The 22,360-nt window shown below is 65.1% G+C and carries 24 protein-coding genes; 13 read left to right on the forward strand and 11 right to left on the reverse strand.

From position 1 onward, the window contains the following. Nucleotides 1–2: 2 nt before the first annotated feature. The 4 genes from RMET_RS18885 to RMET_RS18900 all read right to left on the reverse strand — a co-directional run bounded on the left by RMET_RS18885 (nt 3) and on the right by RMET_RS18900 (nt 3,826). Complete coding sequence (locus RMET_RS18885; protein ID WP_008646896.1) at nt 3–482, reverse strand: GlcG/HbpS family heme-binding protein; 480 nt, start codon at nt 480–482, stop codon at nt 3–5. 24 nt (nt 483–506) lie between these two features. Next, on the reverse strand, nt 507–1,955 hold the full coding sequence (locus RMET_RS18890; protein WP_011518161.1) for an aldehyde dehydrogenase family protein: 1,449 nt from the start codon (nt 1,953–1,955) through the stop codon (nt 507–509). A gap of 75 nt (nt 1,956–2,030) precedes the next feature. Beyond that, nucleotides 2,031–2,747, reverse strand: a complete 717-nt coding sequence (locus tag RMET_RS18895) for a TenA family transcriptional regulator (RefSeq protein WP_008646888.1) — start codon at nt 2,745–2,747, stop codon at nt 2,031–2,033. A gap of 149 nt (nt 2,748–2,896) precedes the next feature. After that, nucleotides 2,897–3,826 carry an ornithine cyclodeaminase family protein gene (locus tag RMET_RS18900; protein ID WP_029310186.1) on the reverse strand — a complete coding sequence of 310 codons (930 nt, stop codon included), beginning with the start codon at nt 3,824–3,826 and terminating at the stop codon, nt 2,897–2,899. Between the two features lie 268 nt (nt 3,827–4,094). On the opposite strand from RMET_RS18900, the gene RMET_RS18905 reads away from it, so the two are divergent. The 4 genes from RMET_RS18905 (at nt 4,095) to RMET_RS18920 (ending at nt 6,704) form a co-directional block, all read left to right on the forward strand. Beyond that, nucleotides 4,095–5,633, forward strand: coding sequence for a hypothetical protein (locus RMET_RS18905; RefSeq protein ID WP_011518164.1), 1,539 nt, complete (start codon nt 4,095–4,097; stop codon nt 5,631–5,633). 52 nt (nt 5,634–5,685) lie between these two features. Next, nucleotides 5,686–5,988, forward strand: coding sequence for a 2Fe-2S iron-sulfur cluster-binding protein (locus RMET_RS18910; protein ID WP_008646885.1), 303 nt, complete (start codon nt 5,686–5,688; stop codon nt 5,986–5,988). 39 nt (nt 5,989–6,027) lie between these two features. Next, nucleotides 6,028–6,348, forward strand: coding sequence for a hypothetical protein (locus RMET_RS18915; protein WP_011518165.1), 321 nt, complete (start codon nt 6,028–6,030; stop codon nt 6,346–6,348). An 80-nt stretch (nt 6,349–6,428) separates the two neighbouring features. After that, nucleotides 6,429–6,704, forward strand: a complete 276-nt coding sequence (locus RMET_RS18920) for a 2Fe-2S iron-sulfur cluster-binding protein (RefSeq protein WP_029310185.1) — start codon at nt 6,429–6,431, stop codon at nt 6,702–6,704. 28 nt (nt 6,705–6,732) lie between these two features. Here the strand turns inward: RMET_RS18920 and RMET_RS18925 are convergent, their stop codons facing one another. Next, entirely contained in the window at nt 6,733–7,554 is an 822-nt protein-coding gene (locus RMET_RS18925) for an IclR family transcriptional regulator (RefSeq protein WP_024569351.1), read from the reverse strand. A 215-nt stretch (nt 7,555–7,769) separates the two neighbouring features. On the opposite strand from RMET_RS18925, the gene RMET_RS18930 reads away from it, so the two are divergent. Then, nucleotides 7,770–8,681: a LysR family transcriptional regulator gene (locus RMET_RS18930; protein WP_017510831.1), complete on the forward strand. Its 912-nt coding sequence runs from the start codon at nt 7,770–7,772 to the stop codon at nt 8,679–8,681. 71 nt (nt 8,682–8,752) lie between these two features. Here the strand turns inward: RMET_RS18930 and RMET_RS18935 are convergent, their stop codons facing one another. Together RMET_RS18935 and RMET_RS18940 are read right to left on the reverse strand one after the other, a co-directional pair. Continuing rightward, the gene (locus RMET_RS18935; RefSeq protein WP_008646871.1) at nt 8,753–9,025 is read right to left on the reverse strand and encodes a hypothetical protein; all 273 of its coding nucleotides are present in this window, start codon (nt 9,023–9,025) and stop codon (nt 8,753–8,755) included. A gap of 212 nt (nt 9,026–9,237) precedes the next feature. Continuing rightward, complete coding sequence (locus tag RMET_RS18940) at nt 9,238–9,789, reverse strand: YggT family protein (RefSeq protein WP_008646869.1); 552 nt, start codon at nt 9,787–9,789, stop codon at nt 9,238–9,240. Between the two features lie 191 nt (nt 9,790–9,980). Here RMET_RS18940 and RMET_RS18945 point away from each other — a divergent pair, with 191 nt between their 5' ends. Both RMET_RS18945 and RMET_RS18950 read left to right on the forward strand, forming a co-directional pair. After that, nucleotides 9,981–10,448 (forward strand): MarR family winged helix-turn-helix transcriptional regulator, encoded by a 468-nt coding sequence (locus RMET_RS18945; protein ID WP_029306904.1) that lies wholly within the window; start codon nt 9,981–9,983, stop codon nt 10,446–10,448. A gap of 159 nt (nt 10,449–10,607) precedes the next feature. Then, nucleotides 10,608–11,348 (forward strand): glycine zipper 2TM domain-containing protein, encoded by a 741-nt coding sequence (locus RMET_RS18950; protein ID WP_011518171.1) that lies wholly within the window; start codon nt 10,608–10,610, stop codon nt 11,346–11,348. 75 nt (nt 11,349–11,423) lie between these two features. Here RMET_RS18950 and RMET_RS18955 read toward each other — a convergent pair whose 3' ends face one another. Together RMET_RS18955 and RMET_RS18960 are read right to left on the reverse strand one after the other, a co-directional pair. Continuing rightward, nucleotides 11,424–12,134: a dienelactone hydrolase family protein gene (locus RMET_RS18955; protein ID WP_011518172.1), complete on the reverse strand. Its 711-nt coding sequence runs from the start codon at nt 12,132–12,134 to the stop codon at nt 11,424–11,426. 187 nt (nt 12,135–12,321) lie between these two features. Next, nucleotides 12,322–12,741 carry a hypothetical protein gene (locus RMET_RS18960; RefSeq protein ID WP_011518173.1) on the reverse strand — a complete coding sequence of 140 codons (420 nt, stop codon included), beginning with the start codon at nt 12,739–12,741 and terminating at the stop codon, nt 12,322–12,324. 305 nt (nt 12,742–13,046) lie between these two features. On the opposite strand from RMET_RS18960, the gene RMET_RS18965 reads away from it, so the two are divergent. Further along, complete coding sequence (locus RMET_RS18965) at nt 13,047–13,253, forward strand: dodecin (RefSeq protein ID WP_008646861.1); 207 nt, start codon at nt 13,047–13,049, stop codon at nt 13,251–13,253. 51 nt (nt 13,254–13,304) lie between these two features. Here RMET_RS18965 and RMET_RS18970 read toward each other — a convergent pair whose 3' ends face one another. Beyond that, nucleotides 13,305–14,981, reverse strand: coding sequence for a ShlB/FhaC/HecB family hemolysin secretion/activation protein (locus RMET_RS18970; RefSeq protein ID WP_011518174.1), 1,677 nt, complete (start codon nt 14,979–14,981; stop codon nt 13,305–13,307). A gap of 151 nt (nt 14,982–15,132) precedes the next feature. Beyond that, nucleotides 15,133–16,716, reverse strand: a complete 1,584-nt coding sequence (locus tag RMET_RS18975; protein ID WP_011518175.1) for a collagen-like triple helix repeat-containing protein — start codon at nt 16,714–16,716, stop codon at nt 15,133–15,135. Between the two features lie 505 nt (nt 16,717–17,221). Between RMET_RS18975 and RMET_RS18980 the strand changes: the two genes are divergently transcribed. From RMET_RS18980 to RMET_RS19000, 5 genes are all read left to right on the forward strand, one after another. Further along, nucleotides 17,222–18,451, forward strand: a complete 1,230-nt coding sequence (locus RMET_RS18980) for a collagen-like triple helix repeat-containing protein (protein WP_011518176.1) — start codon at nt 17,222–17,224, stop codon at nt 18,449–18,451. Nucleotides 18,452–18,895: 444 nt separating this feature from the next. Continuing rightward, nucleotides 18,896–19,087, forward strand: coding sequence for a Flp family type IVb pilin (locus RMET_RS18985; protein ID WP_011518178.1), 192 nt, complete (start codon nt 18,896–18,898; stop codon nt 19,085–19,087). Between the two features lie 337 nt (nt 19,088–19,424). Then, on the forward strand, nt 19,425–19,886 hold the full coding sequence (locus tag RMET_RS18990) for a TadE family protein (protein WP_011518179.1): 462 nt from the start codon (nt 19,425–19,427) through the stop codon (nt 19,884–19,886). 74 nt (nt 19,887–19,960) lie between these two features. Next, nucleotides 19,961–20,920, forward strand: a complete 960-nt coding sequence (cpaB, locus tag RMET_RS18995) for a Flp pilus assembly protein CpaB (protein ID WP_011518180.1) — start codon at nt 19,961–19,963, stop codon at nt 20,918–20,920. Between the two features lie 13 nt (nt 20,921–20,933). After that, nucleotides 20,934–22,355: a type II and III secretion system protein family protein gene (locus RMET_RS19000; protein ID WP_011518181.1), complete on the forward strand. Its 1,422-nt coding sequence runs from the start codon at nt 20,934–20,936 to the stop codon at nt 22,353–22,355. Nucleotides 22,356–22,360: the final 5 nt, after the last annotated feature.

Here is a 22,360-nt window from a genome sequence, read left to right on the forward strand (position 1 = left end):
GATTACTTCTTGATATCGGCCTGGGCCAGCACGGTCAGGTCTTCCGCCGCCAGCAGGTCGCGCAACGCTTCGAGCGCGGCCACGCCGCACGCGGTGTCTTGCTCGCCGTTACCGCCGGACAGGCCCACGCCGCCGATCACCTCGCCATTGACCACGATCGGGTAGCCGCCCACGAACACGGCAAACTTGCCGTCGAAGCTCCACTGGATGCCGAAGGCCTCATTGCCGGGCAGCGCGGGGCCGTTGGGCGGCGTATTGAACAGGTGGGTCGAACGCTTGTGGCCGGCGGCCGTGAAGGCCTTGTTCCAGGCGATCTGCGGTCCGGTGATGCGGGCGCCGTCCATGCGTTCTAGCAGCAGTGGGTAGCCGCCGTCGTCGACGATGCAGATGGATTCCAGCACGCCGATTTCCTCGGCCTTGCGAATGGCCGCGGCCACCATGTGGCGGGCTTCCTTCAACTCGAGCTTGATGGCTTTCTTCATGTTCGTAATCCTTCAGGTGCCTTCTCAAATGCCTTGGTAGACGGTCTTGATCTGCGTATAAAACTCGAGGCCAGCGCGTCCCGATTCGCGGAATGTCGAGGTGCTCGAGCGCTTGAGACCGCCAAATGGCGCGTTGACCAGGTTGCCCGTGGTGGTGCGGTTGATCTTGACCGTGCCCGATTCGATATCGCGCGTGAAGTCGTGCATGTAGCGCGGATTGCGCGTGGCGATGGCGGCGGACAGACCGTACTCGGTGTCGTTCGCCTGGGCGATGGCGTCCGCGTAACTGTCGACTTCGATGATCGCCAGCACCGGCCCGAAGATTTCCTCGCGGGCAATGCGCATCGACTGGGTCACGTCGGTGAACACGGTCGGCGCAACGTAGTAGCCGTGCGCGAAATCGCCGTCGGACAGCTGTTCACCACCACACAGCAAGGTCGCTTCCTGCTTGCCGATGGCGATGTAGCTCAGCACCGTTTCCAGTTGCTTGCGCGTGGCCAGCGGGCCGAGGTCCATCCCCGCCGTCATGCCGCTGCCAATTTTCAGCGCCTTGACCTTGGCCACCAGCTTCTCGGTGAATGCCTGCTTCACGTCGCGCATCACCAGGATGCGGCTGGTGCCCGTGCACGCCTGGCCCGACAGCGACAGGCCGCCCTTGACTGCCAGGTCCACCGCGCGATCGAGATCGGCGTCTTCCATGACGATCAGCGGATTCTTGCCGCCGAGTTCCATCTGCGTGCGCGTGGTCATCGGCACGGACTTGTGAATCTGCTCGCCGGCGGAGGTCGACCCGGTGAACGAGACCGCGCGGACCTCGCGCGATTCCACGATGGTCGGGCCCACTTCGGCGGCGCTGCCGGTCAGGAAGTTCAGCACGCCTTTCGGAATGCCGGCGCGGACGAATGCTTCGGCCAGCCGGTAGCCGGACAGCGGCGCGTCGGACGAGGGTTTGAACACCACGGTGTTGCCCGTGATCAGCGCGGGCGCGATCTTGCGCGCCGGGATCGACACGGGGAAGTTCCAGGGCGAGATCACCGTCACCACACCCAGCGGTTCGCGCAGGCTGTAGACGAGCATGTCGGGATCATCGTTCGGATAGCTTTCGCCGCTGAACGTCTGACCCTCCACGGCATAGAAGCGCAGGGTCTGCGCAGAGCGCATGACCTCGTCGCGCGCCAGGTTCAGCGCCTTGCCTTCCTCGCGGGTCAGTTCGGTGGCGATGGTGTCGGCGTTGGCTTCCAGATGCGCGGCGGCATCGTTGAGGATCTTCGCGCGCTTGCCGATCGGGGTCTTTTTCCACCCGTCGAACGCGGCTGCGGCAGCGGCCACTGCAGCGGCGGCGTCGCGCGCGTCGGACGCGGCGTGGCGGCTGACGATGTCACGCGTGTCGGCAGGGTTGACGTTATCGACGGTACGGCCGCTGGCGCTGTCGCACCATTCGCCATCGATGTAGTTGCGGTACGTCTCGGTCATCTTGCGGGGGCCTTGAACTGGGATCGGGACACCGGACGCGGCTCGCGCGCGTCCGGGGCGTACTGCTCGCGCAACTCAGGCTGCGGCTTGTGCCTTGGTGTCGACGTAGTCGTAATAGAGCGCCGTCGTGTACAGCAGGCGCATCTGGGCGCCGATTTCGCAGATCTTCAGGCAGCGTTGCTGCAACTCGGGCGTGTTGGCGTGCTCCAGCACGATCTGGTAGCCGCGCTCACCGTGGATCTCGTCGGACACGATGTGGAGGTCGAAGAACTCGACTTCCTCGTCGGTGAAGCCATACTTCTCGCGCAGCGTCGGCGTTTGCTTGCGATAGATCGACGGCACTTGCGATTCCAGGCCCACCACCAGACCAGCCACGGCCACCACCGGATCTTCGCGCATGGCCACGGCGTAGCACCAGCTTTGCAGGCCGCGCGTGGTCGGCGACATGTTGTCCGGGCTCACCACACGTTCGCGCGTGGTGCCGCAGGCTTCGGCAAAGCGGATCAGCAGATCGGTATGGCGGTCGCCGCCGATCTCTTCCTCGTACATATTGGCCAGCAGGAAGTCCTTGGCCTCGGTCATGTGATCGGGCGTGCGGGCGTAGATGTAGCCCAGGTAGTCCGCGAACGGGCCGACATAGTGATAGTGGTTCTCTGCCCAGCGCGCCAGATGCTCGCGGCTCAGTTCGCCGCTGGCCCAGGCCTTGCTGAAGGGGGCCTGGTTGGCGCTCTTGCCCTTGATCGCGTTCTCGAGCGCGGTGCGGAATTCTTCACGGTTCATCAGTTCGGCCATGTTGGGGCTCCTGTTTTGACGAGGTCGGTTGGGGTTGGTCACCACGGCTCGCTGAGCGGTGTCGCGGCGTTTTCGGGTTTGTATACTTCCTACACTTTTGTTGGGCCGACAAAAATGCCGCACACGGCGGCAGGTTCATCGGAATGGGTTCAGGCAGCCGCGGCTTGGGCGGCGGTGATGCGTTGATAGGCAATACCGGCCAGCGCGACATCCTCGAGTCCCACGCCGACCGACTTGTAGATCAGGATGTCGTCGGCATGCTTGCGCGTGGGCGCGGTGTCGAGCAGTACATCGGCCAGTTCCACGATCTTTTCGTCCGGTAGCACTGCCTTGTCGGCGAGCACCAGGTCGCCGGCCTCCCGCAGCGACTGCGGGCGCCATTCGACGACCACTGCAGCGGCGCGCGACAGCGCTACATCGTCCAACTCGCGTGTGTGCGGCAGGCTCGACCCGATCGCCGCGATAAACGTGCCCGGCTTGACGATGGCGCCAGGGAACAGTGGCGTGGTCGAGCGTGAGGCTGTGACGATGATGTCGGCCGCAGCGACCGCTTCCTCGGCTTGCGCGAATGACACGGAAACGCCGCATTGGGCAGACAGGCGCGTGGCGGCCTCGGCATCGGCATACGGATCACAGATCAGGATGCGCTGGAACGGCAGCGCGGCCGACAGTTGCAATGCGTGCTGCACGCCCTGCGTGCCTGCGCCGAAGAGCGCCAGGGTTTGCGCATCGGAGCGCGCCAACCGCTTTGCGGCCAACACGGTGCAGGCCGCAGTGCGCAGCCGCGTGATGGCGCCAGCGTCGAACGAAGCCAGCGGGCGTCCGTCAACCGTCGAAAACAGCAGGATGACAAAGGAGAACTGACCGGCGATCGTCGTGTAAACCTTGGCGCCGGCTACCTGCTGATCCGGGATTACCGCGCCCAGCGTCGAAAGCTTCACACCGCCGGCCTCCGTGCGGATGCGTTCCTGCATGGCGGCCTGCCCGCGGCCAAAGCTGCGGAAGGCGTCGAGCATCGCGGCCTGCGCATCGGCGGCCGTGACGTGGCGATCGATCAGGGTGTCGGTGATATGGAGCATAGGGGCGTCTTGTTTGTATTTCGGTATACAGTCTACACAATGCTTCAAAAAGCGCTAGTCCCTTTTCACGAAATTCGCGCGCGCCGACCTGGTGCCAAATGCGCACATTCCGTGCGCTGGAGCGGAAATCCGCCCCTTTTTTGGGGATTTCCCTAGGCGTGGTAATTTCTGCTTGTGTCAGAGGATATGCGGAATATAGTATACAACTCGTAGTGAAAATAGAAATTCATATCCGCCCCCACAAGGGCCTCCATAGCAGGGGAGCCTCATGCATCAAACCGTAGAGATCGGCCTGGCACATTGGGTGTATTTGCTAGGCGTGGCCGTGATCGTGCTGACCATGATCATGCGTGCCAACGTCGTGGTGCCGTCGATCGTCGGCACGTTCCTCGTGATACTGGCCATTACCGGCAGTCCGGTCACGGCACTGGGCGGCATCTTTTCCGCGAGCCTGGTCGCGGCGAAGGAACTGTTCAATATCTTCCTGGTGATTGCCTTCATGACGGCGCTGCTCAACGCGCTGAAGTCATTGCGATCCGATGTCCGGATGGTCGAGCCGTTCCGCGTGGTGATGAAGAACGGCCATAGCGCCTATTTCATCCTGGCGGGCATCACCTACGTGATCTCGCTGTTCTTCTGGCCGACGCCGGCTGTGCCGCTGGTTTCCGCCATCCTGCTGCCGGCCGCGATTGCCGCCGGGCTGCCGCCGCTGGCGGGGGCCATGGCCATTGCGATTGCCGGTCAGGGCATGGCGCTGTCATCGGACTACGTGATTGGCGTGGCGCCTGGCATCAGCGCCAAGGCGGCTGGCGCGGCGGTCAGTGCGGCAGTGGTGGCGGATCGCGCGCTGATCCTGTCGATCATCACGGGCGGCATCGCGCTCACGCTGGCCTACCTGTCGATGCGCCGTCATATCGTTCCCGCCAGCGGCGCGTTGCTCGACCGCTGGCAGGCGCGCGCCACCGGTGTGGACACCGCAGTGGAAGCCACCGGCACCTTTGACAAGGCCGAGATCGCACGCGGCACCTCGCACGAGGAGCCGCTGGACACCGACGCCAATATCGAACGCAGCCTGGCGATGGTGGCCCAGCGCCGCGTGAAGTGGTCGAAGTTCTTCGCCGTGCTGACGCCGCTGGCCTTTGCCTGCGTTGTGACGCTGATGGTGCTGCCGAAGATTTCCTCGGGCATGGTCGATCTCAAGGGCGGTGCGGCCGCTGCGCTGGTGGGTGGCGTGGCTGCAGTGCTGATGATGCTGGCGACGCTGGCCGCCGAAGGCCCGCGCAAGATGCTCGACACGTGCCCGGAGCACATCACCGATGGCTTCGTCTTCGCGTTCAAGGCAATGGGCTCGGTGCTGCCGATCGCGGGCTTCTTCTTCGTTGGCGCGGGCGAGACCGCCGCGCAGATTCTCGGCGTCGACACTGGCCGCGCGCCGAGCCTGCTGTTCGAACTGATCCAGGCCTACCAGCACATGATTCCCGACAACCACGTGCTGGTGGCGTTCGGAGTGCTTCTGGTCGGCATGATCACCGGCATCGACGGATCGGGCTTTGCCGGACTGCCGCTGACCGGCACGCTGGCCGGCGCGCTTGGTCCCGTGGTCGGCTTCGACTCGGCCACGCTGGCGGCCGTCGGCCAGATGGGCGCGGTCTGGACCGGTGGCGGCACGCTGATCGCGTGGTCGTCCCTGATCGCCGTGGCCGGATTTGCGCGCGTGCCCGTACTGGATGCCGTGCGGGCGCTGCTGCTGCCGGTGCTGGCCGGCCTGTTCGTCTCCACCATCTGCGCGATGCTGATCTGGCATTGAGCGCGTGGCGGACATCCCAACTGCCCATTTACTGATTGCGGAAAGCAGAGCTATGCCGAAAGTTGTCTTTCACAAGAACGGCCAGGTCTTCGTGGACGAGGTCAAGCCAGAAACCAACCTCGTGGTGCGCGCGGGCATCAAGCAGTTTCCCTATCCGAACCTGCGCTACGAATGCGGCATGGGCAAGTGCTCGAAATGCGCGTGCCGCGTGCTGTCCGGCGCGGAGCATCTGCCTCCGCCGAACTGGAAGGAGAAGAAGCAGCTCGGCGACCGGCTCGATCAGGGCTTCCGGCTGACCTGCCAGATCTGGCTCACGCACGACATCGAGCTCGAGCAGGAAGAACTGGCCGCCTGACGGTTGGCATGAACGAGCAATGACCGAGGGAACCAGCGGATGAACCAAGCCATGTACGTGATCCTGACCAGCAAACCGGGCCAGTTCCGCACCGAGGCCGTACCCGGCGTGGAACCCGTGGAGACGTGGGAGTACCTGTTCTACGGGCGCTGCACCGCCACGTTCGTGATTGCCGAGCTATCCGATACCCAACACCCGTTGAAGGTGCGTGTCATCGACGAGGCGGACAAATCCGCCGAGGTCGTCAATCACGTGCCGACGAAATTCCTCGAGCGCTTCGACACGCTCGACGCTGCCCGCACCGCGCTGCAATCGCTGGCGCACTTCGGCAGCATGGACCTATCCCTAAGGAAGCAATGATGCAGGCCCAGACTGACATCGGCGACATCGACGCCGGCGCCGCCGTGCCCGATACCGATACCCCGCCCAAGCCCCGGACGATCGAAATCACGTTCGTGACCAACGGCGAAAAGACCGTCAACGCGCCGGAGAACAGCAATCTGCTGCGCGTGTCCCTGCGCGAGCAGGGCGGCATTCCGTTCAAGTGCGGAGGGGGGATCTGCGGCACCTGCAAGTGCCGCATCGAACGCGGGCTGGAACACACCGACGCGGTCAAGCCGAAAGAGCGCAAGCATCTCAGCGACGACGATCTGCGCGCTGGCTATCGCATGGCTTGCCAGACGTTCGTGAAGGGGGATATCGCGGTTTCCTGGTAACCGCCGGGGGCGGGCCCCGCCCTGGCCCTCAGGTACGCAGCCCCACCATCGCTGAAATCTTGCCCGCTGCTTCCAGCAGCGGCGGCAGGAAGCGCTCCACCATCTCTTGCGCGCTCGTGCGATTGGCCTGGCCGCTGATGTTGATCGCGGCGATGACCTGACCGCCGCGATTCCGGATCGGGGCGGACAGCGAAACCAGCCCCTCCTCCAACTCCTGGTCGTTCTGCGCCCAGCCGCGCTCGCGAATCTCGCCAATCAGCGTCTTCAATTCGCCGATATCGGTCACGGTGCGGCGCGTGCGCGGCCGCAGGTCCGACGCGTGCAGCACGCGATCGAGTTCTTCCTGATCCAGTCCCGACAGCAGCACGCGTCCCATCGACGAACAGTAGGCCGGCAGGCGGCTGCCGATCGACAGGTTGATCGTCATGATCTTGCGTGCGGGCACGCGCAGCACATAGACGATTTCCGTGCCGTCCAGCACCGAGATCGAGCAGCTTTCATGGACCGACTGCGACAGCGCCTCCATGATCGGCTCGGCCAGATTCCAGAACGGCATCGACGTCAGATAGGCGAAGCCGAGATCGAGGATCTTTGGCGTGAGCCGGAACAGCCGGCCGTCGTTCTGCACATAGCCGAGCCCCACCAGCGTGAGCAGGATGCGTCGCGCGCCGGCGCGCGTCAGGCCACTGGCCTGGGCGATCTCGGTCAGCGTTTGCGCGGGGTGGCTGGCATTGAAGGCGCGAATCACCGACAGGCCGCGTGCGAAGGACTGCACGTAGCTGTCGCTTGGCTTTTCGGTGGCGCCGGCTACGGGCGCGCGGGACGTTGCGGTATCGGCTGGGTTCGCCATCGATCGGAACATCGGCGTCGATGCGCCGGAATTGGCTCGGAAAGGCCGAAAGGGTAGAGGAAATGCGCCGGCTTTGCCAGTCTGACGCATTTACGGCCGGTACCGGGGTGCCCGGGCACGCTGACGAGACATATCTGTCTATCGCATAATGTGCGTCCGCACAATGGTGGACAGATAGTCGGGACAACAAGGGTCAGCAAAGGAAACAGGGTCCGGTGAACGAAACAATTCAGTGGAACGATTGGGAGGCATTCTGCTGCGTGATCGAGCAGGGCACTTTCACGGCGGCAGCCGCGGCACTCGATTGCCCGAAGTCGCGCGTCTCGGCGGCAGTGGCCCGACTGGAAACGGCCATCGGCGCCAAGCTGCTGGAGCGCACCACGCGACGGATGCGGCTGACCGACGCTGGCGGCGCGGTCTATCGCGACGTCGCGCCGCTGTTCGCGCGACTGCGCGAGATCCGGCAGGAGACCCTGGCTCGCGAGGAGCGCGTGCAGGGGATGTTGCGCATCGCCACGCCTTATGAGTTCGGCGCCCAGCAACTCGGCGGTGTGATCTGTCGGACACTGGCGGCGCACCCCGCGCTCGACATCACCGTGGAGATCTCCCAGGGCCTGGTCGATCCGATCCGCGAAGGCTTCGACATCGCCTTCGTCACGGTGGATACCGACCTGCCGGATTCAGGCACCATCGCCCGACGCATCTGGCATATAGAAAGGGGCCTCGTGGCGGCACCGTCGCTGGCGGCCAGCCTGCCGGCGCAGATGCAGCCGGAAGATCTGTCGCACATGCCGACGTTGGCCACGCCTGGCGTCTCGGTGTGGGAGTTCTCGCGGGATGGGGAACGTATCTCCGTGCCGATTCGTCCGCGAATGCAGACCTATAACGCCGAGCTGCGCATGCAGGCAGCGCTGGCTGGAATCGGAATCGCGCGTGTGCCGATGGCAACAGCGGAGGCGGAGATTGCGCAGGGCAGGCTGGTGCGGATGATGCCCGACTGGCCTTTGCCACCGCTGAGGGTCTTTGCGTTACTGCCCGACCGTCGCTTGCAGCCGCGCAAGGTGCGCGCATTCATGGAAGCGATTGAATCGATGATGGGGGCCGATCTCGATGATCTCGGGCAGTAACTTGCGCTGTGTACTGCTGACGGGGCAGGGGGAGCGCCCCGTCTGACTTGCCTGGATCAGGCAGGCGAGGCTCAGGCGCCTTCGCTGTAGACGTCGCGCTTTTCGGTCACGCCACGCGCGCCTTCGGTGTAGACGTCGCGCTTTTCGGTCACGCCGCGCGCGCCTTCCGTGTACACGTCACGCTTTTCGGTGACGCCACGGGCGCCATCCAGGTACGGGTCGACCTTGCGGGCGATGCTTCCGTCCAGGCGGGCCAGATCCGAATTGAACTCCGATGCTTGAGCGGCGGTGGCGCCGACAGACAGGCCGATGGCGCAAAGCAGGGAGAGTGCGAGGGTCTTCATGGTTGTGCTTTCCTACTATTTTTGGCAGTGATCGCGGTGGGTTCCGCGGTGCCTGTAATGTAGGCTTCAGCACGCACAGGAAAAAGGGAGAATCCTCGACAGACTGTCCAACGATTTGGACAATAAGGGTTTTCCCTATGGTTCCTGTCTGTGGTAGCGTGGCGCGCCGGACACTTGCGTCATCCGGTGCGCTACCGCATTTTAAATGCCGTTCAGGCCACTCCGCGGCTGACGTTGGCGATCACCATCAGCAGGATCTGGGCGATCACGAACAGGATCAGCGGAGAGATGTCGAAGCCACCCAGGCGCGGCACCACGCGCTGGATCGGGCGCAGCAGCGGGGCGGTCAGATGCCAGATCGGCGCGGCCAGCGGCGAGTTGGGATTCACCCACGACAGCACCGCCATCAGCAGCGTCACCCACATCACCATGCTGATGCCCCACTTGAGCATGCTGAGCACGCCCAGCGCCAGGATCACCGGCAGGAATCCGAGCGGATCGGCGCCGAGCACCAGCGCGCGGCAGAGCAGGAACGCCACGGCGGTCAGATAGGCCGCGAAGACGGTGGCCCAGTCGATGCCACCCAGGCCAGGAATGATGCGGCGCAGGGGGCGGACGATCCAGTCCGTCACCTGGAACACGCCCTGGGACACAGGATTGCGCGAAGGCAGCCGGGACAGTTGCATCCACAGGCGCAGCAGCAATGCCATGCCAAAGAGCGTGAAAACAGTATCGAGCAGGAACAGGATGATTTCCGTGAACATCGGGCGGATTTCCGTTTTGCGGTTATAGGGTGTCGGCAACCGCACAGATTCTGCCATACCGCGCCGGGACCCAAAGCGTCGAAGTACGGGCGGGATTGCCGGGCAATGCGTGCCAGCGCACGGCGGCGCCTGCGGGCGCACCTCCTATAATGGGCGGCCGGTCCACCAACGCTCTCGCTGATCCGACATCCATGCCACGCAAGTCTGCCCAAGCCAGGGCCTCCGAAGAAACCGCCGTGCTGCACAAGCAGGACTTCGAAGCACTCTCCGATTTTCGCTACCAGTTGCGCCGCTTCCTGCGTTTCTCGGAGGAGGCCGCGCGCGCCGAAGGCGTGACCGTCCAGCAGTACCTGTTGATGCTGCATATCCGCGGATGCCCGGACAAGAACTGGGCCTCGGTGGGCGAACTGGCCGAACGCCTGCAGGCCAAGCAGCATGGCGTGGTGGCGCTGGTCAACCGGTGCGAGGCCGCCGGACTGGTCAGCCGCAAGGTCAATCCCGATGATCGCCGCGTGGTGCAGATTCATCTGCTGGCCAAGGGCGAGCGTTGCCTGAACCGCCTGGCGGCACTGCATCGCACCGAACTGGAATCACTGCGCAACACGTTCCGCGTGGCGCGTATCACGGCGTTCAACGACGACGGCGCCGAGCGCATCTGATCAACCTCCCGCCTGGAGGCGATGACGCGATAACGCGATAAGGCGATGATGCGGTTACAGGCGGTTACCCATCACAATCTCCGGTGACACCTGCGGCCGGACGGCGGCACTAGACTCCCGCGCAATACCAATACGCGCATCGACGCAGGAGCCTTCATCATGTCTTTCCCGTTCCGTCCGGTTGTGTTGGCCGCGCTCGCCGCGAGCGCCCTGGCTGGCTGCGCCGCGCCATATGGCGGCTATGGCGATGGCTACGGGTCGGGCTATGGCGGCTCCTACGGCTCGTCCGGCTCCTACGGCAGCACCGCATACGGTGGCGCCACGTATGGCAACGCTGGCTATGGTGGCAGCGGCACGCAGGTCAGCGGTGGCTACCCCACCTATCCGCAGCAGCAAGGCTACCCTCAACAGCAGGGATATCCTCAGCAGCAAGGCTATCCCCAGCAGCAGGCCTACCCGCAACAACAGACCTATGACCAGTACGCCTACCCGTCGCAGCCTTCCGCGCCGCAGGGTGGCAACTACGACAGCGGCTATAACAACGGCTACAACGACCAGTACGCCGTGCGTTATGGATGGGTGGAGTCGATCGAGCAACTGGCCGGCCAGCCGGCCGACACGAGCGGTGCCGGCGCCGTGATCGGCGGTGTGGTGGGTGGTCTGCTGGGTCACCAGGTGGGCGGCGGCCGCGGGAATACCGTCGCAACGATCGGTGGCGCGGTGGCCGGCGCGCTGGCCGGCAATGAAGTGGAGAAGCGCTCCGGCACCACGCCGGCGGCTTTCCGCGTGCGCGTGCGCACCAACGACAACGTCTACGTGACCGTGACGCAGAACAGCCCCTACAACCTGCGCACGGGCGATCGCGTCAAGATTCAGAACGGTGTGGCGATGCCGTATTGAGCGCGCCGGGCCCGCTGCAGCAGTTGAAACCGTCGAAGACGTACTGCGCAGCGGAACGGCGGCTGCATTGAAGCGTCAGGACAGCGCGTTAGTCAGGAACGTCAGCGCGCGGCCATGCGCGAGCGCCGCCGAACGCTGGTGGTACGAGCCACGCGCCCAGCAGTTGAAGCCGTGGTCGGCCTGGTCATAGACGAAGACCTCGACACCGCGCTTGCCCGCCACAGCCTGACGCACACGTTCGACGTCCTCGGGCTTGATGTGGGCGTCGAGCGCGCCATAGTGGAACTGCACCGGGACGTTGAGCGCTTCTGCTTCCTTGAGGTTGTTCTGGATACCGCCGCCGTAGTACGGCACCGCCGCATCGACCATGCCACGCGCGGCCGCCATGTACGACAGCAGCCCGCCAAAACAGTAACCCACTGCCGCCACCTTACCGCTGGCGCCGATTTCCGCGCGCAGCGCCTTGGCCGTCGCACCGATGTCGGATACGGCCTCCTCCAGGTTCACGGCCTGGCGCAGCTTCATGGCCTCTTCCCAGTCCTTGCCCGAGTAGCCAAGTTCCACGCGCGGCGCCGTGCGCCAGAACACGTCCGGCGCCAGCACCACGTAGCCGTCGGCCGCGTACTGGTCCGCCACGGAGCGGATGTGTTCGTTGACGCCGAAGATCTCCTGGATCAGCACGATGCCCGGGTTGCCCGGCTGCTTGCCTGCTGGCGGCAGGCTCAGATAGGCGTCGAAGCTGCCATCGGGGGTATCGATACGAATCCAGCGGCTATTGGTGGTCATGGTCGGAAACTCCGGGGTGAAGTGTTCAGAGGGTGAGGAACCAGGGCGCAAGTTTGCCACCGGTAAGGTAATCGTGCAGCGGACCACGCGCTACATGGGTACGGGTCCGCGCAAAAAAACCGGCATCCGGGGGACGGATGCCGGCATTGGCCGGGCGACAGCCGGGCCTCATATGTGCCCGTGTGGCTTACCAGCGCATCTGGACGTTCTTCTCGCCCGGACTCAACGTGGCGTGCTTCGACATGCCTTCATAGGTCGCCACCACCTGATAGGACGCACGCGGCCCACGGATCAGGCAGCGCGGCCCGGTGGACCGGAACTCGGCCACTTCCTTGCCGTTCTTCATCAGCTTGACGTTCACGTCGGACAGGTACTCGCCCCGTCCGCCTTGTGTGAACAGCAGACCCATGTCGTAGTTGCGGGCCTCGCTGCGCATTTCGGCCTGCTCGTCCGCGGCAACCCCGCCGCAGACATAGGTGATCGGCCCTGACGTCGAACTCGTGATGTCCGCACGCGCCGCCATGGCGGCACCCAGTGACATCACAGCGACGCCAACCGCGCACAAGTTGCGCGCGCGCTGGCGCATGGCAATCTGTTCTGTTCTCATCGCTTCCTCCTGCCAGGTAAAGCGGATGCGATGACGATGATGGAGACACGTGTTGAACTTTCGCACTCCGGGGCCGAGCTGATGGCCCGTCGCGCATCCGAGGTTACTCGTCTCAAGTACATACCCGTACGCACGCCGGGAATGTCAGTGTTTGGCTGATCCTGATGCCGGACAGGCCAGACGGGATTTGGGGAGAGTGCAGGCGCGTGCCTATCATGAAAGGATATGACGCGTGCCGCGCATGAAGCCGCGCAGCATTTGCCGGGTCACAGTCACACTCACCCATGCACAACAGGAGACGGATCATGTCCAACCACACCTACAAGCTGGTCGAGATCGTCGGGTCGTCGGCGGACGGCAGCGATGCCGCCATTCGCAATGCGCTGGCAAAGGCCTCGGAGTCCATCAAGAACATCGACTGGTTCGAGGTCGTGGAAACGCGCGGACATGTGCAGGATGGCAAGGTCGCGCACTTTCAGGTGACGCTCAAGATCGGGTTCCGCGTGAACTGAACGGGGCCGGCGGCATGGCGCAGACCCCTGTTCCGCCGCGCCGGCCACCCGTCAGTCGAACTGGTACGACCAGAGCAGGTTGAAACGCGGCGAACGATGGCTCGCGTTGGTCGGCTTGTCGCCCACGGGCTGCGCCACCGAGATATCCATCGTGTAGTAGCGACGGTCGGAGAACCGCAGGCCGATGGCGACCGATTGCAGCGTCCGGTGCGACAGCGACACGCTGTTGGAGAACACGCGCGCGTAGTCGGTGACGATGAATGGCTGCAGCGTCTTCAGGTAGGTGTAGTCCACCGCGAACATCCGGTTGATTTCGGCGGAAGCCCCCCAGCCCTTGTCTCCAGCCACTTCGCCGGCGGGATAGCCCAGGCCGAAGAAGCGGCCGCCGAAGCTGATCTGCTCGCTCGATGCCAATCGGTTGCCGCTGTACTGGCCTGCCGCGGAAATCGATGTGCCAAATCCGTAGGGCAGGTCGTTGGCCTGCGACACGAGCAACCGGGTGCGGAAGAAGCTCAGGTCGTTGATGTTGTTCTGGCGGCTTGCCCCGAGCCCGTCGAAGCCCTTGTAGAAGCCCAGCGTGGCGTTGCGCGTGAAACCCTGGCCGCGCTGCAGGTACGACGCCTCCGCGCTGGCCACGCGCACATCGGTCGACAACTCGATCTGCCGGCCCGCGCCCGGCTGCACCGCCTGCGTGTAGCGCTCGAACTGGTTATTCGCGTAGAAGCCGCCGGTCAGCGTGAGCGCATGGCGGTTGTTGAGGATCACGGGGTAGCTCAGCGTGCCGCCGAGACGCTTGGAGTCGTTGACATAGCGCGATTCGAAGCCGATGGGCGCCAGTGACGTGTTCTCGGGCACGCCGCGATAGTGCGACGCCGTCACCTTGGCCAGCATGCCCTCGGTGCCGATCGGCTGGGCGTAGTTGAGCGCGTAGTACTCCTCGTCGTTGTGGCCCTTCGGGAAAAGCGTCGTGAACGAGAGCTGCTCGCCGAGCGGCGTGAGGCTGTTGGTGGTGGCCGTGGCGATGGCGCGCAGGCCCGGCGACATCCACTCCACACCGGTGCCGAACGTGAACGGCTTGCGCTTGGCCTCGAGCACCATCTCGCACGCGCCATCGGTGGTGGTGGGCGGCTGCACTGTGGCGTTGATCTGCATGCCCGGCTGTTGTGACAGCACGTTGACGTAGTGCTCGAAGCTCTCCTGCCGCAGCGGGCGGTCGCGCATCAGTTGCTGCGCGATCTTGCGCAGGCGGCCCTCGGCTGGGCCAGGCTTGCCGCGGACCGTGACGTTGGCCACGTAGCCTTCCACCACGGTGATCAGCACGTCGCCGTTCTCGAACGACTGCGCGGGCACAAACGCGAACGACAGCGGGTATCCCGCGTCCTTGTACATCTGGGTGACAGATTCCGCGGCCTGCAGCAGTTCGGCCACGCTGATCTCGCGGTTAGCCAGCGGTGAGAACTTGGCGGCGATCTGTTCGAACGGCAGCGTTTTCGCGCCTTCGATCTTGAAATGCTTCGGCGTCAGGCGCGAGGCGAGCAGATTCTGCATGGCCGCATCGGGCCGTTCCACCTGCACGGTGACATTGCTCTGCGCTGGCTTGCTCGGCGCGATGGTCGGGAGAGTCTGGGTCGGGTCGCCCTGGACCGGGCTCCGTTCGGCATGAGACAGGCCGCTATGAATGGCGCCGATGCCAATCAGCAATGCGGCAACACGCTTGCGTGTACGCATGGTAATACCCCTTGATCAAGACAGCTTTGCGGCTATGACGCCGCGTGCCGCGGACGGTAGGGATGCCGCTCTCCCTGCCGCCCATCGGTGGCCGCGACGCTTTTTGCTTCAGTTGATTTGGTTGATTCGCTTGATTCGGTTGCTGCGGAGGTCAGTGCCTGGTGCCACCCAGCGCGCCGGTCAGGCCACTGACCAGTCCGCCGACGAGGCCCGTGACGGGTGCCAGCGGATTGGCGGCCTTGGTGCCGCCCGTCGTCGTGCCACTGGTGCTGGCGGGCGCGTTGCCACCAGTGAGGCCGGCAACGATGCCGGTGACCGGGGCCAGCGGGCTGGCCGTGGTGCCGGCGCTATTGCCGCCGGTCAGTCCACCGGTGACGCCGCTGACCAGGCCCGTCACCGGCGCCAGCGGGCTGCCGCCGCCACCGGCTGCACTGGTCAGGCCGCCAGTCACGCCGCTGACGAGACCAGTAACGGGCGCGAGCGGGCTGGTGCCGCCGCCGGCTGCGCTGGTCAGTCCGCCGGTCACGCCGCTGACGAGACCGGTAACGGGCGCGAGCGGGCTGGTGCCGCCGCCGGCTGCGCTGGTCAGTCCGCCCGTCAGACCGCTGACGAGACCCGTCACAGGGGCCAGCGGGCTGGCGCTGCCCCCGGTCGCGCCGCTCAGACCACCGGTGAGGCCGCTGACGAGCCCGGTAACGGGCGCCAGTGGATTGGTGACGCTGCCGCCCGCAGGTCCGTTCACGACGCCGCCAACCGAAGCCACCGTATTGCCCACGCCGGTAACCACGCCACCCACGCCCGAGACCACAGGCGTATTGGTGTTGGTCAGCGTGGTGCCCGCTACAGCCAGCGCGCCGCCCACCGTCGCCAGCAAGTTGTTGACCGGCTGGCCCAGACCCGTCGCCGCGCCCAGCGTCTGCGTGCCGTTGGTCAGCGTCGACGTGAGCGGCACGATGATCTTGCTGACGCCGCCGGTCAGTTGCTCGACGGGACCGATCGACAGCGCCGTGCCGAGCTGGGTGCCAACGTTGCTGACGGTGCCGCCCACTTGCGACACCACGCCGCCGAGCGGCGTGGTCAGCGCAGCCAGCGGCGCGAGCGGTCCGGTGCCAAGGCCGCTGACCGCGCTGCCCGCATTCGTTACCGCATTGCCGAGTTGGCTCACCACGCCACCGGTGCTGGCCACGGTCGTGCCCACGGGGTTGGTGGCGTTGGGGATGTTGCCGAGGCCGGACTGCACGCCGTTGGCCAGCGTGCTGACGGCATTGCCAACCGATGTCACCACGCCACCCAGACCGGCCTGCGTCTGCGATGGCAGGCCCGGCACGTTCGCGTTGCTGATGGCGTCGCCGAGACCACTGACCGTCTTGCCGGCGCCGTCTGCGACCGAGCCCGCGTTGCTGACGATCGCGCTGGTCGGCGTCAGCGCGGCGGTGGTGCCACCGCCGTTGTTGTTGTTGTTGTTGTTGCCACCGTTGTTGCTGCCGTTTCCACCTGTGCCGTTGCTGCCCAGGTCCGTGCCGGAACCACCAGTGCTGCCAGACCCACCCGCCCCGCCATTGGTGCCGCTGCTACCAGTGCCCGCCGACGTGCCCGCGGTGCCACCCGATCCGCCCGAGCCGCTGGTCCCCATCGAAGTGGAACCGCTGCCGCTGGCGCAGCCGCCCAGCGCGAACAGTGCCCCCAGTACTGCCGTGATGACGATCCGCTTCTTGAAGTCTTGTTGTTGGCGCATGACCTGTTCCCCTTTTTGTCTTTTCTCTTACCCGTCGAAGTTCACGTGCACGCTCGTCGGTCGAGCGTCGAGATGTGTGGCGTGCCGTGGCTGCCGATGTATGCGCAAGCGGTGTGCCAATCGAGGACCACGGGCGGACAGGAGTCCAACGGAAGCAGGGGTGCTGCCCGCAAACGCACGTCTGACAAGGGTTTGCGGGTAGCCGATCAAACGCCCGCATCAAGCGGACGGTGGTTGTGGGAAGTGGGCGAGGCGTTACGCGTTACGTAACGCGCGGCGCTTTCGTAACGCGCCGATGGCGTGGTGTGACGTGTCGCCTGAGGCGGAAACCGTGCACGTCGTCGCGTCGGAAAGCCGCTCAGCGTAACGGGTTCCGGGCATCGCGCCGTGGTTATCCAGTGTTCGTATCGAACATGCGATTGACCCTGGCACACGGCTTGCGCAACAGGCCCTGCCAAAGCGCGCGAGTTGCGTTTCGCACACGTCCACCAGAGGAGATCAAAACATGAAGACCACGAGCCAATTGCAGCGTCCCCGTTATTCCACGAATGTCGTGGCACTGGCTTGCGCTGCCGCGCTCGCCCTGCTGGCCGGCTGTTCGTCGGGCGGTTCGGGCAGCGGCGCAAGCCCATCGCCGTCCACGCCGGCCGGACCGACCCCGACGCCGACCCCCACGCCCACCGCCTCGACGATGCCGACCGCCAAGGTGGTGGAAGGCACCGGCAATACGGTGACGGCGGCTGGCAACGCGGTGAGCCAGATCGGCCAGCAAATCAAGGACACGAACGTTCCGCTGGTACCCACCGGCGCAAAGAACGCCACCGGCGATGTGGTGATCAATGCCGGGGCAACGGTTGCCACGCTCGGCGCCGGCGTTGCCAATGGGCTCGGAAAGATGGGTGCCGTCGACAATCCGGTTGGTGTCACCGTGGCCAACACTGGCAACGTTGTGACGCAGACTGGCAAGACGGTGGTTAGCGCGGGAGACCTGGTGCAAGCCGTGGGCACCGGCCAGCTTGCCCCACTCGCGCCAGTTACCACGCCTGTCGGCGGCGTGGTGCAGAGCGTGGGCAGCGCCGTGATGGGCGCCGGCAATCAGCTCGGCACGGCCTTGTCGACAGGCGCCGTGGCGGAGCTGACAGGTAGCACCAGCAAGGTCATCGTGCCGCTGACCACGCAACTCGCCAATGCCACGCAGACCGTCGGTGGCGCAACTGGTCTGGGCGCGCCGGTCAACAACCTGCTGGTGACCGTGGGCAACACGGTGGCCAGTGCCGGCAGCATGATTACCAACACCAATACGCCGATCGTCTCTCCGCTTGGCGGCGTGGTGACCGAGACCGGCAAGACCGTCGCGGTGGCAGGCGGTCTGCTGCACGGCACGGGCAGTGGCGCGGGCGCCAATCCGCTGGGCAGCCTGCTCAGCAGCCTGCCGATCAACAGCTTGCCGGTTGCCAATGTGGCCAGCGCGCCTGGCTCCGCGAGCGCCAATCCGGTCAGCGGCCTGCTGGGTAGCCTTCCGATCAGCAACCTGCCCGTTGTGGGCAGCGTGGCGGGTGCAGCGGGTGGGGCTGGTGGTGCGGCGGGCGCCAATCCGCTGGCTCCCGTGACGGGCCTGGTCAGCGGCCTGACCGGCGGGTTGACTGGTGCGACGGGTGGCGCGGCGTCCGGCAGCGGCAGCCAGAATCCGCTCGCGCCAGTCACGAACCTGCTCGGCGGACTGACGCAACGCTGATCGCGCAACGAATCGGGAAAGTCCTCTAATTCGGCGAGATGGATTCAGGATTTTCCCTGACAACCGGCCGACATCTTTACGGTGCGCTGTCGTCTTTACCCCGCGCGGCGCATCCTTTTATTGCGCGCCGTGCCGCGTCCCGCATGTCGGCGTGCAGGATGCGGCACGGCGGTGCCGGTTTTATTGCCCTTCATTCAACAATTGGAGATTCCTCATCCCAAAGCATGAGAATCTGGCAATGTTGTTTCAAACGTATGTCCCACATTATGCTGATTCATATCTAGCCCAAATGGGGGGTATGGATGAGACATTCCATATCTTATAAAGGCTGTACCAGCGATCGGAAAATAGAATTGCCACGGAGAAATCATCGATGGCATCACGTCAGGACCGGGGTATCGCTGGGTTCCGTGTACGGAAAATTTTCTCATCGGGAGTGAGATCATGCGTCAAGTAAAAGCGTCCCTCTTTCGCAAAGCGCAACGCGGAGCGACTGCCATCGAATACGGCCTGATCGCGGGTCTGATCGCCGTAGCCATCGTCGCCGGGGTTACCAACCTCGGTCAAAATCTCGGCACCGGTTTCTCGAATCTTGCTACCAAGGTAACAACGTGGTTCGCCGCGGTTGGTCCCTGACGCAATAACGTCCTTGCTGCCGCTGGCCGGTTGATCAGCGGAACCCGACTTACCGAATCGCATGGATATACCGTGCCAGCGTGAATGCTGGCCGCGGTGGGACGCTTGCACCCTGACGGCGCGGTTCGGTGCCTGGCCTCTAACGAGGATGAAGTGGTAGCGCCGCACTGGCCGCGAGTCGTACATGGACGGCTGGGGAAAAGTAGCAGGAGTGGTGCCAAGTCGCGCAATGCAGCACAAGAAGAACGGCCGCGGCCGGTGCCCGCAGTCATGCCGGTACTGGTCCTGTGGCCCCGTGGCGCCGGCATGCTGGCGTGCAGAAAATACCGGGTGAAGCATGCACTTAAGGGGGAAAGCGGACGGGCGTCGCGCGAAGGGCATCGCGGCGCTCGAGTTCGCCATCGTTGCACCGTTGTTCCTGACGCTCGTACTGGGTATCACGTACTACGGCACGGTGTTCGTCTTGCAGCAGGCGCTGACGCTCGCGGCCGAAGAAGGCGCGCGGGCTGCCTTGCGTTATCCGCTCACCTCGACCGGGGGCACCACCGCCTCCACGCTTGATCTTCGCGTTGCTGCCGCCGCGCAGACCGCGCGCGCGATGCTGCCGACGTCGATGTCCTCGCTGATCTCGTCCGCGAACGTCGCCCAGCCCGTGACATGCGCGTCCCCGTCCGGCACGCAGTGCGTGCAGGTGACGCTGAGCCTGCCAACCCGATCGATCCTGCCATCGGTGCCAATGGTGCCGGTGCCGGCTGTGCTGACTGGTTCGGCGATGGTCCAGCTATCTCCCGACATCTGAGCCTCGAGATCTGACATCCCCATGAACGACGGCCCGCATTTCATCCATCGACGCAACCCGAGACAAGGCTTGGCATGAGCAGCAAACAGATACGGATCGTGGCGATTGTCCTGCTCGTGCTCGCCGGTCTGCTGGCATTGCTGGCGCTGCAGGCGGCACGCCACACCGCCGCGCCGGCACCCGCGCAGGGCGTGGTGGCCACGCACGCCGTGGTGGTGACCACGCGCGCGGTGCCAGCAGGCAAGCCGCTGCCGGCGGACGCGCTCCAGGTCCTGCAGTTGCCGATCGATCCGGGTGGCGCCTATCAGGACGTCGCACGTGTTGCCGGCCAGGTGCCGCTGGTCAACCTCGGCGCCAACGTGCCGGTACTTGAAAGCCAGTTGCTGGCCGGGCTGGCGCGTCAGATTCCGGACGGCGCGCGCGCGATGGCAGTGGCCGTGGACGAAGTGATCGGCGTCGGCAATCAGGTACAGCCTGGCGACTTTGTCGACGTCTTCGTGGTCCTGCGGCGCGATAGCCAGGAGATTCCGCAAAGCCAGACGCGGATGTTGTTGTCTCGCCTGCGGGTGCTGGCGTACGGCACCGGTGCGGTGAATGAAGCGCCGAAGCAGCAGGGCGAGCAGATGATGGCGCGCCGTGAAGGCGCGAAAACGGCGGTGCTGTCGGTGCCGCTGGAGCAGGTTGGCACGCTGGTCATGGCGCAGCAGGCCGGCCGCCTGATGCTCGCGCTGCGCAATCCGACTGACGAGGCGATGCCCAGCGACGGCATGTTCGCGGACCCACCGGGGGTGCTGCAGGCCCGCGCGGGCGTGCCACCCGAAGCCCAGCGCGCGCCGGTGGACAAGGCTGTGGCGGGCGTGAGCCTCGCGGGGCTGGTCGGTGAACCGCGTGCGCCCCAAACGCCCGCGCCAGCGATGCGGCCTGCCGCGCTTCCCACGGGACTCCCGGGGATGGTCGCCACCGCACGGCGCGATCCCCAGAACGAAGGTAACGGCGTGGAAATGATCCGCGCCGGCAAGCGAGCGATTGAATAACGGACGACACGGTATGCCGAAAAAGTTGAATCACCGTGTTCTGGCGCGACTGGTCGCGCTGACGATGCTGGCGCTGGCCGCGGCGCCGATATCGCAAACGGATGCACAAGCAGCGACACAAGCAGCGACACAAGCAATGTCGCCGCCGACAGGTTCCTTCGACACCGCAGGCTCGCGCACGTTGCGCCTGCTAGCCGGTGCGCAACAGGAAATCCGGCCCGGACAGGCGCTGGAGCGCGTGGCGGTGGGTAACCCCGAGGTGGCCGATGCACTGCTGCTCAAGCATCGGGGTGGTCCATCCACTGTGCTCGTGGTGGCCCGCAAGCCCGGCGTCACCGACCTCAAGATCTGGAGCCGCGATGTTGCGCCGGTCAGCTACACGGTGCGTGTGGATGCGGTGCGGCCCGATCCCGGCGGCGCCAGCGTTGATCTCTCGTCCGCCGGGGCGTCGATCAGCGGCGAGTCTCCGGATGCCCCAGCCGCCGCGCGTACGCTGATGGCGGCGCGCGCCGCCGTCTCCAGTGCCGATGGCAAGAGGGCAGGCGTTGTGGTTGACCGCTCGACGGTGCCGGTCTCTGGCACTGTGCAGGTCGACGTCAAGGTGGTGGAGATCAGCAAGACCGTTCTCAAGGAAATCGGCCTGAACTTCTATCGCGACAACGGCGGCTTCGCATTCGGTACCTTCAGCCCGTCGTCGCTGACCAAGGCCACGTTCACGCCGGGCGTTGGCACGGTCGTGGACTCGGTGTCGCCAATCAGCAGCGCTTTCAACCTGATCGCCGGATCGGTGTCGAAGGGCATCTTCGCCAACCTGAGCCTGATGGAAGCCAACGGTCTCGTCCGTGTGCTGGCCGAGCCGAGCCTGGTGGCGTTGTCGGGGCAGAGCGCGAGCTTCCTGGCTGGCGGAGAAATTCCGATTCCGGTGCCGCAGGCGCTGGGGACCACGACGATCCAGTACAAGCCGTTCGGTATCGGGCTCACGGTATCGCCGACGGTGATGTCGCGCGAGCGCATCGCGCTCAAGGTGGCGCCCGAGGCCAGCGATCTCGATCCTTCGCGTGGCATCGTGCTGAACGGCGCCACGGTGCCGGCCATCGTCACGCGGCGCGCCGACACCACGATCGAACTCGGTGACGGCGAGAGCTTCGTGATCGGCGGCCTGGTGAGCCGCAACACGGTCAGCAATGTCAGCAAGGTCCCGTTCCTGGGCGATCTGCCGGTGATCGGCAGCTTCTTCAAGAACCTGAACTTCCATCAGGAAGACCGCGAACTGATGATCGTGGTCACGCCGCACCTGATCAAGCCCCTGGCCAAGGATTCGCCCGCAGCGGCCGGCGCGTCCCAGGACGGCCGCACCAGCGCCAATCCCAACGTCTGGGGCCGCTACATGCTGGGCGAGTACGCGGACCAGAGCCTGCCAGGGTTCTCGAGATAGGCGGA

Source organism: Cupriavidus metallidurans CH34 (assembly GCF_000196015.1).
Taxonomy (GTDB): Bacteria; Pseudomonadota; Gammaproteobacteria; order Burkholderiales; family Burkholderiaceae; genus Cupriavidus; species Cupriavidus metallidurans.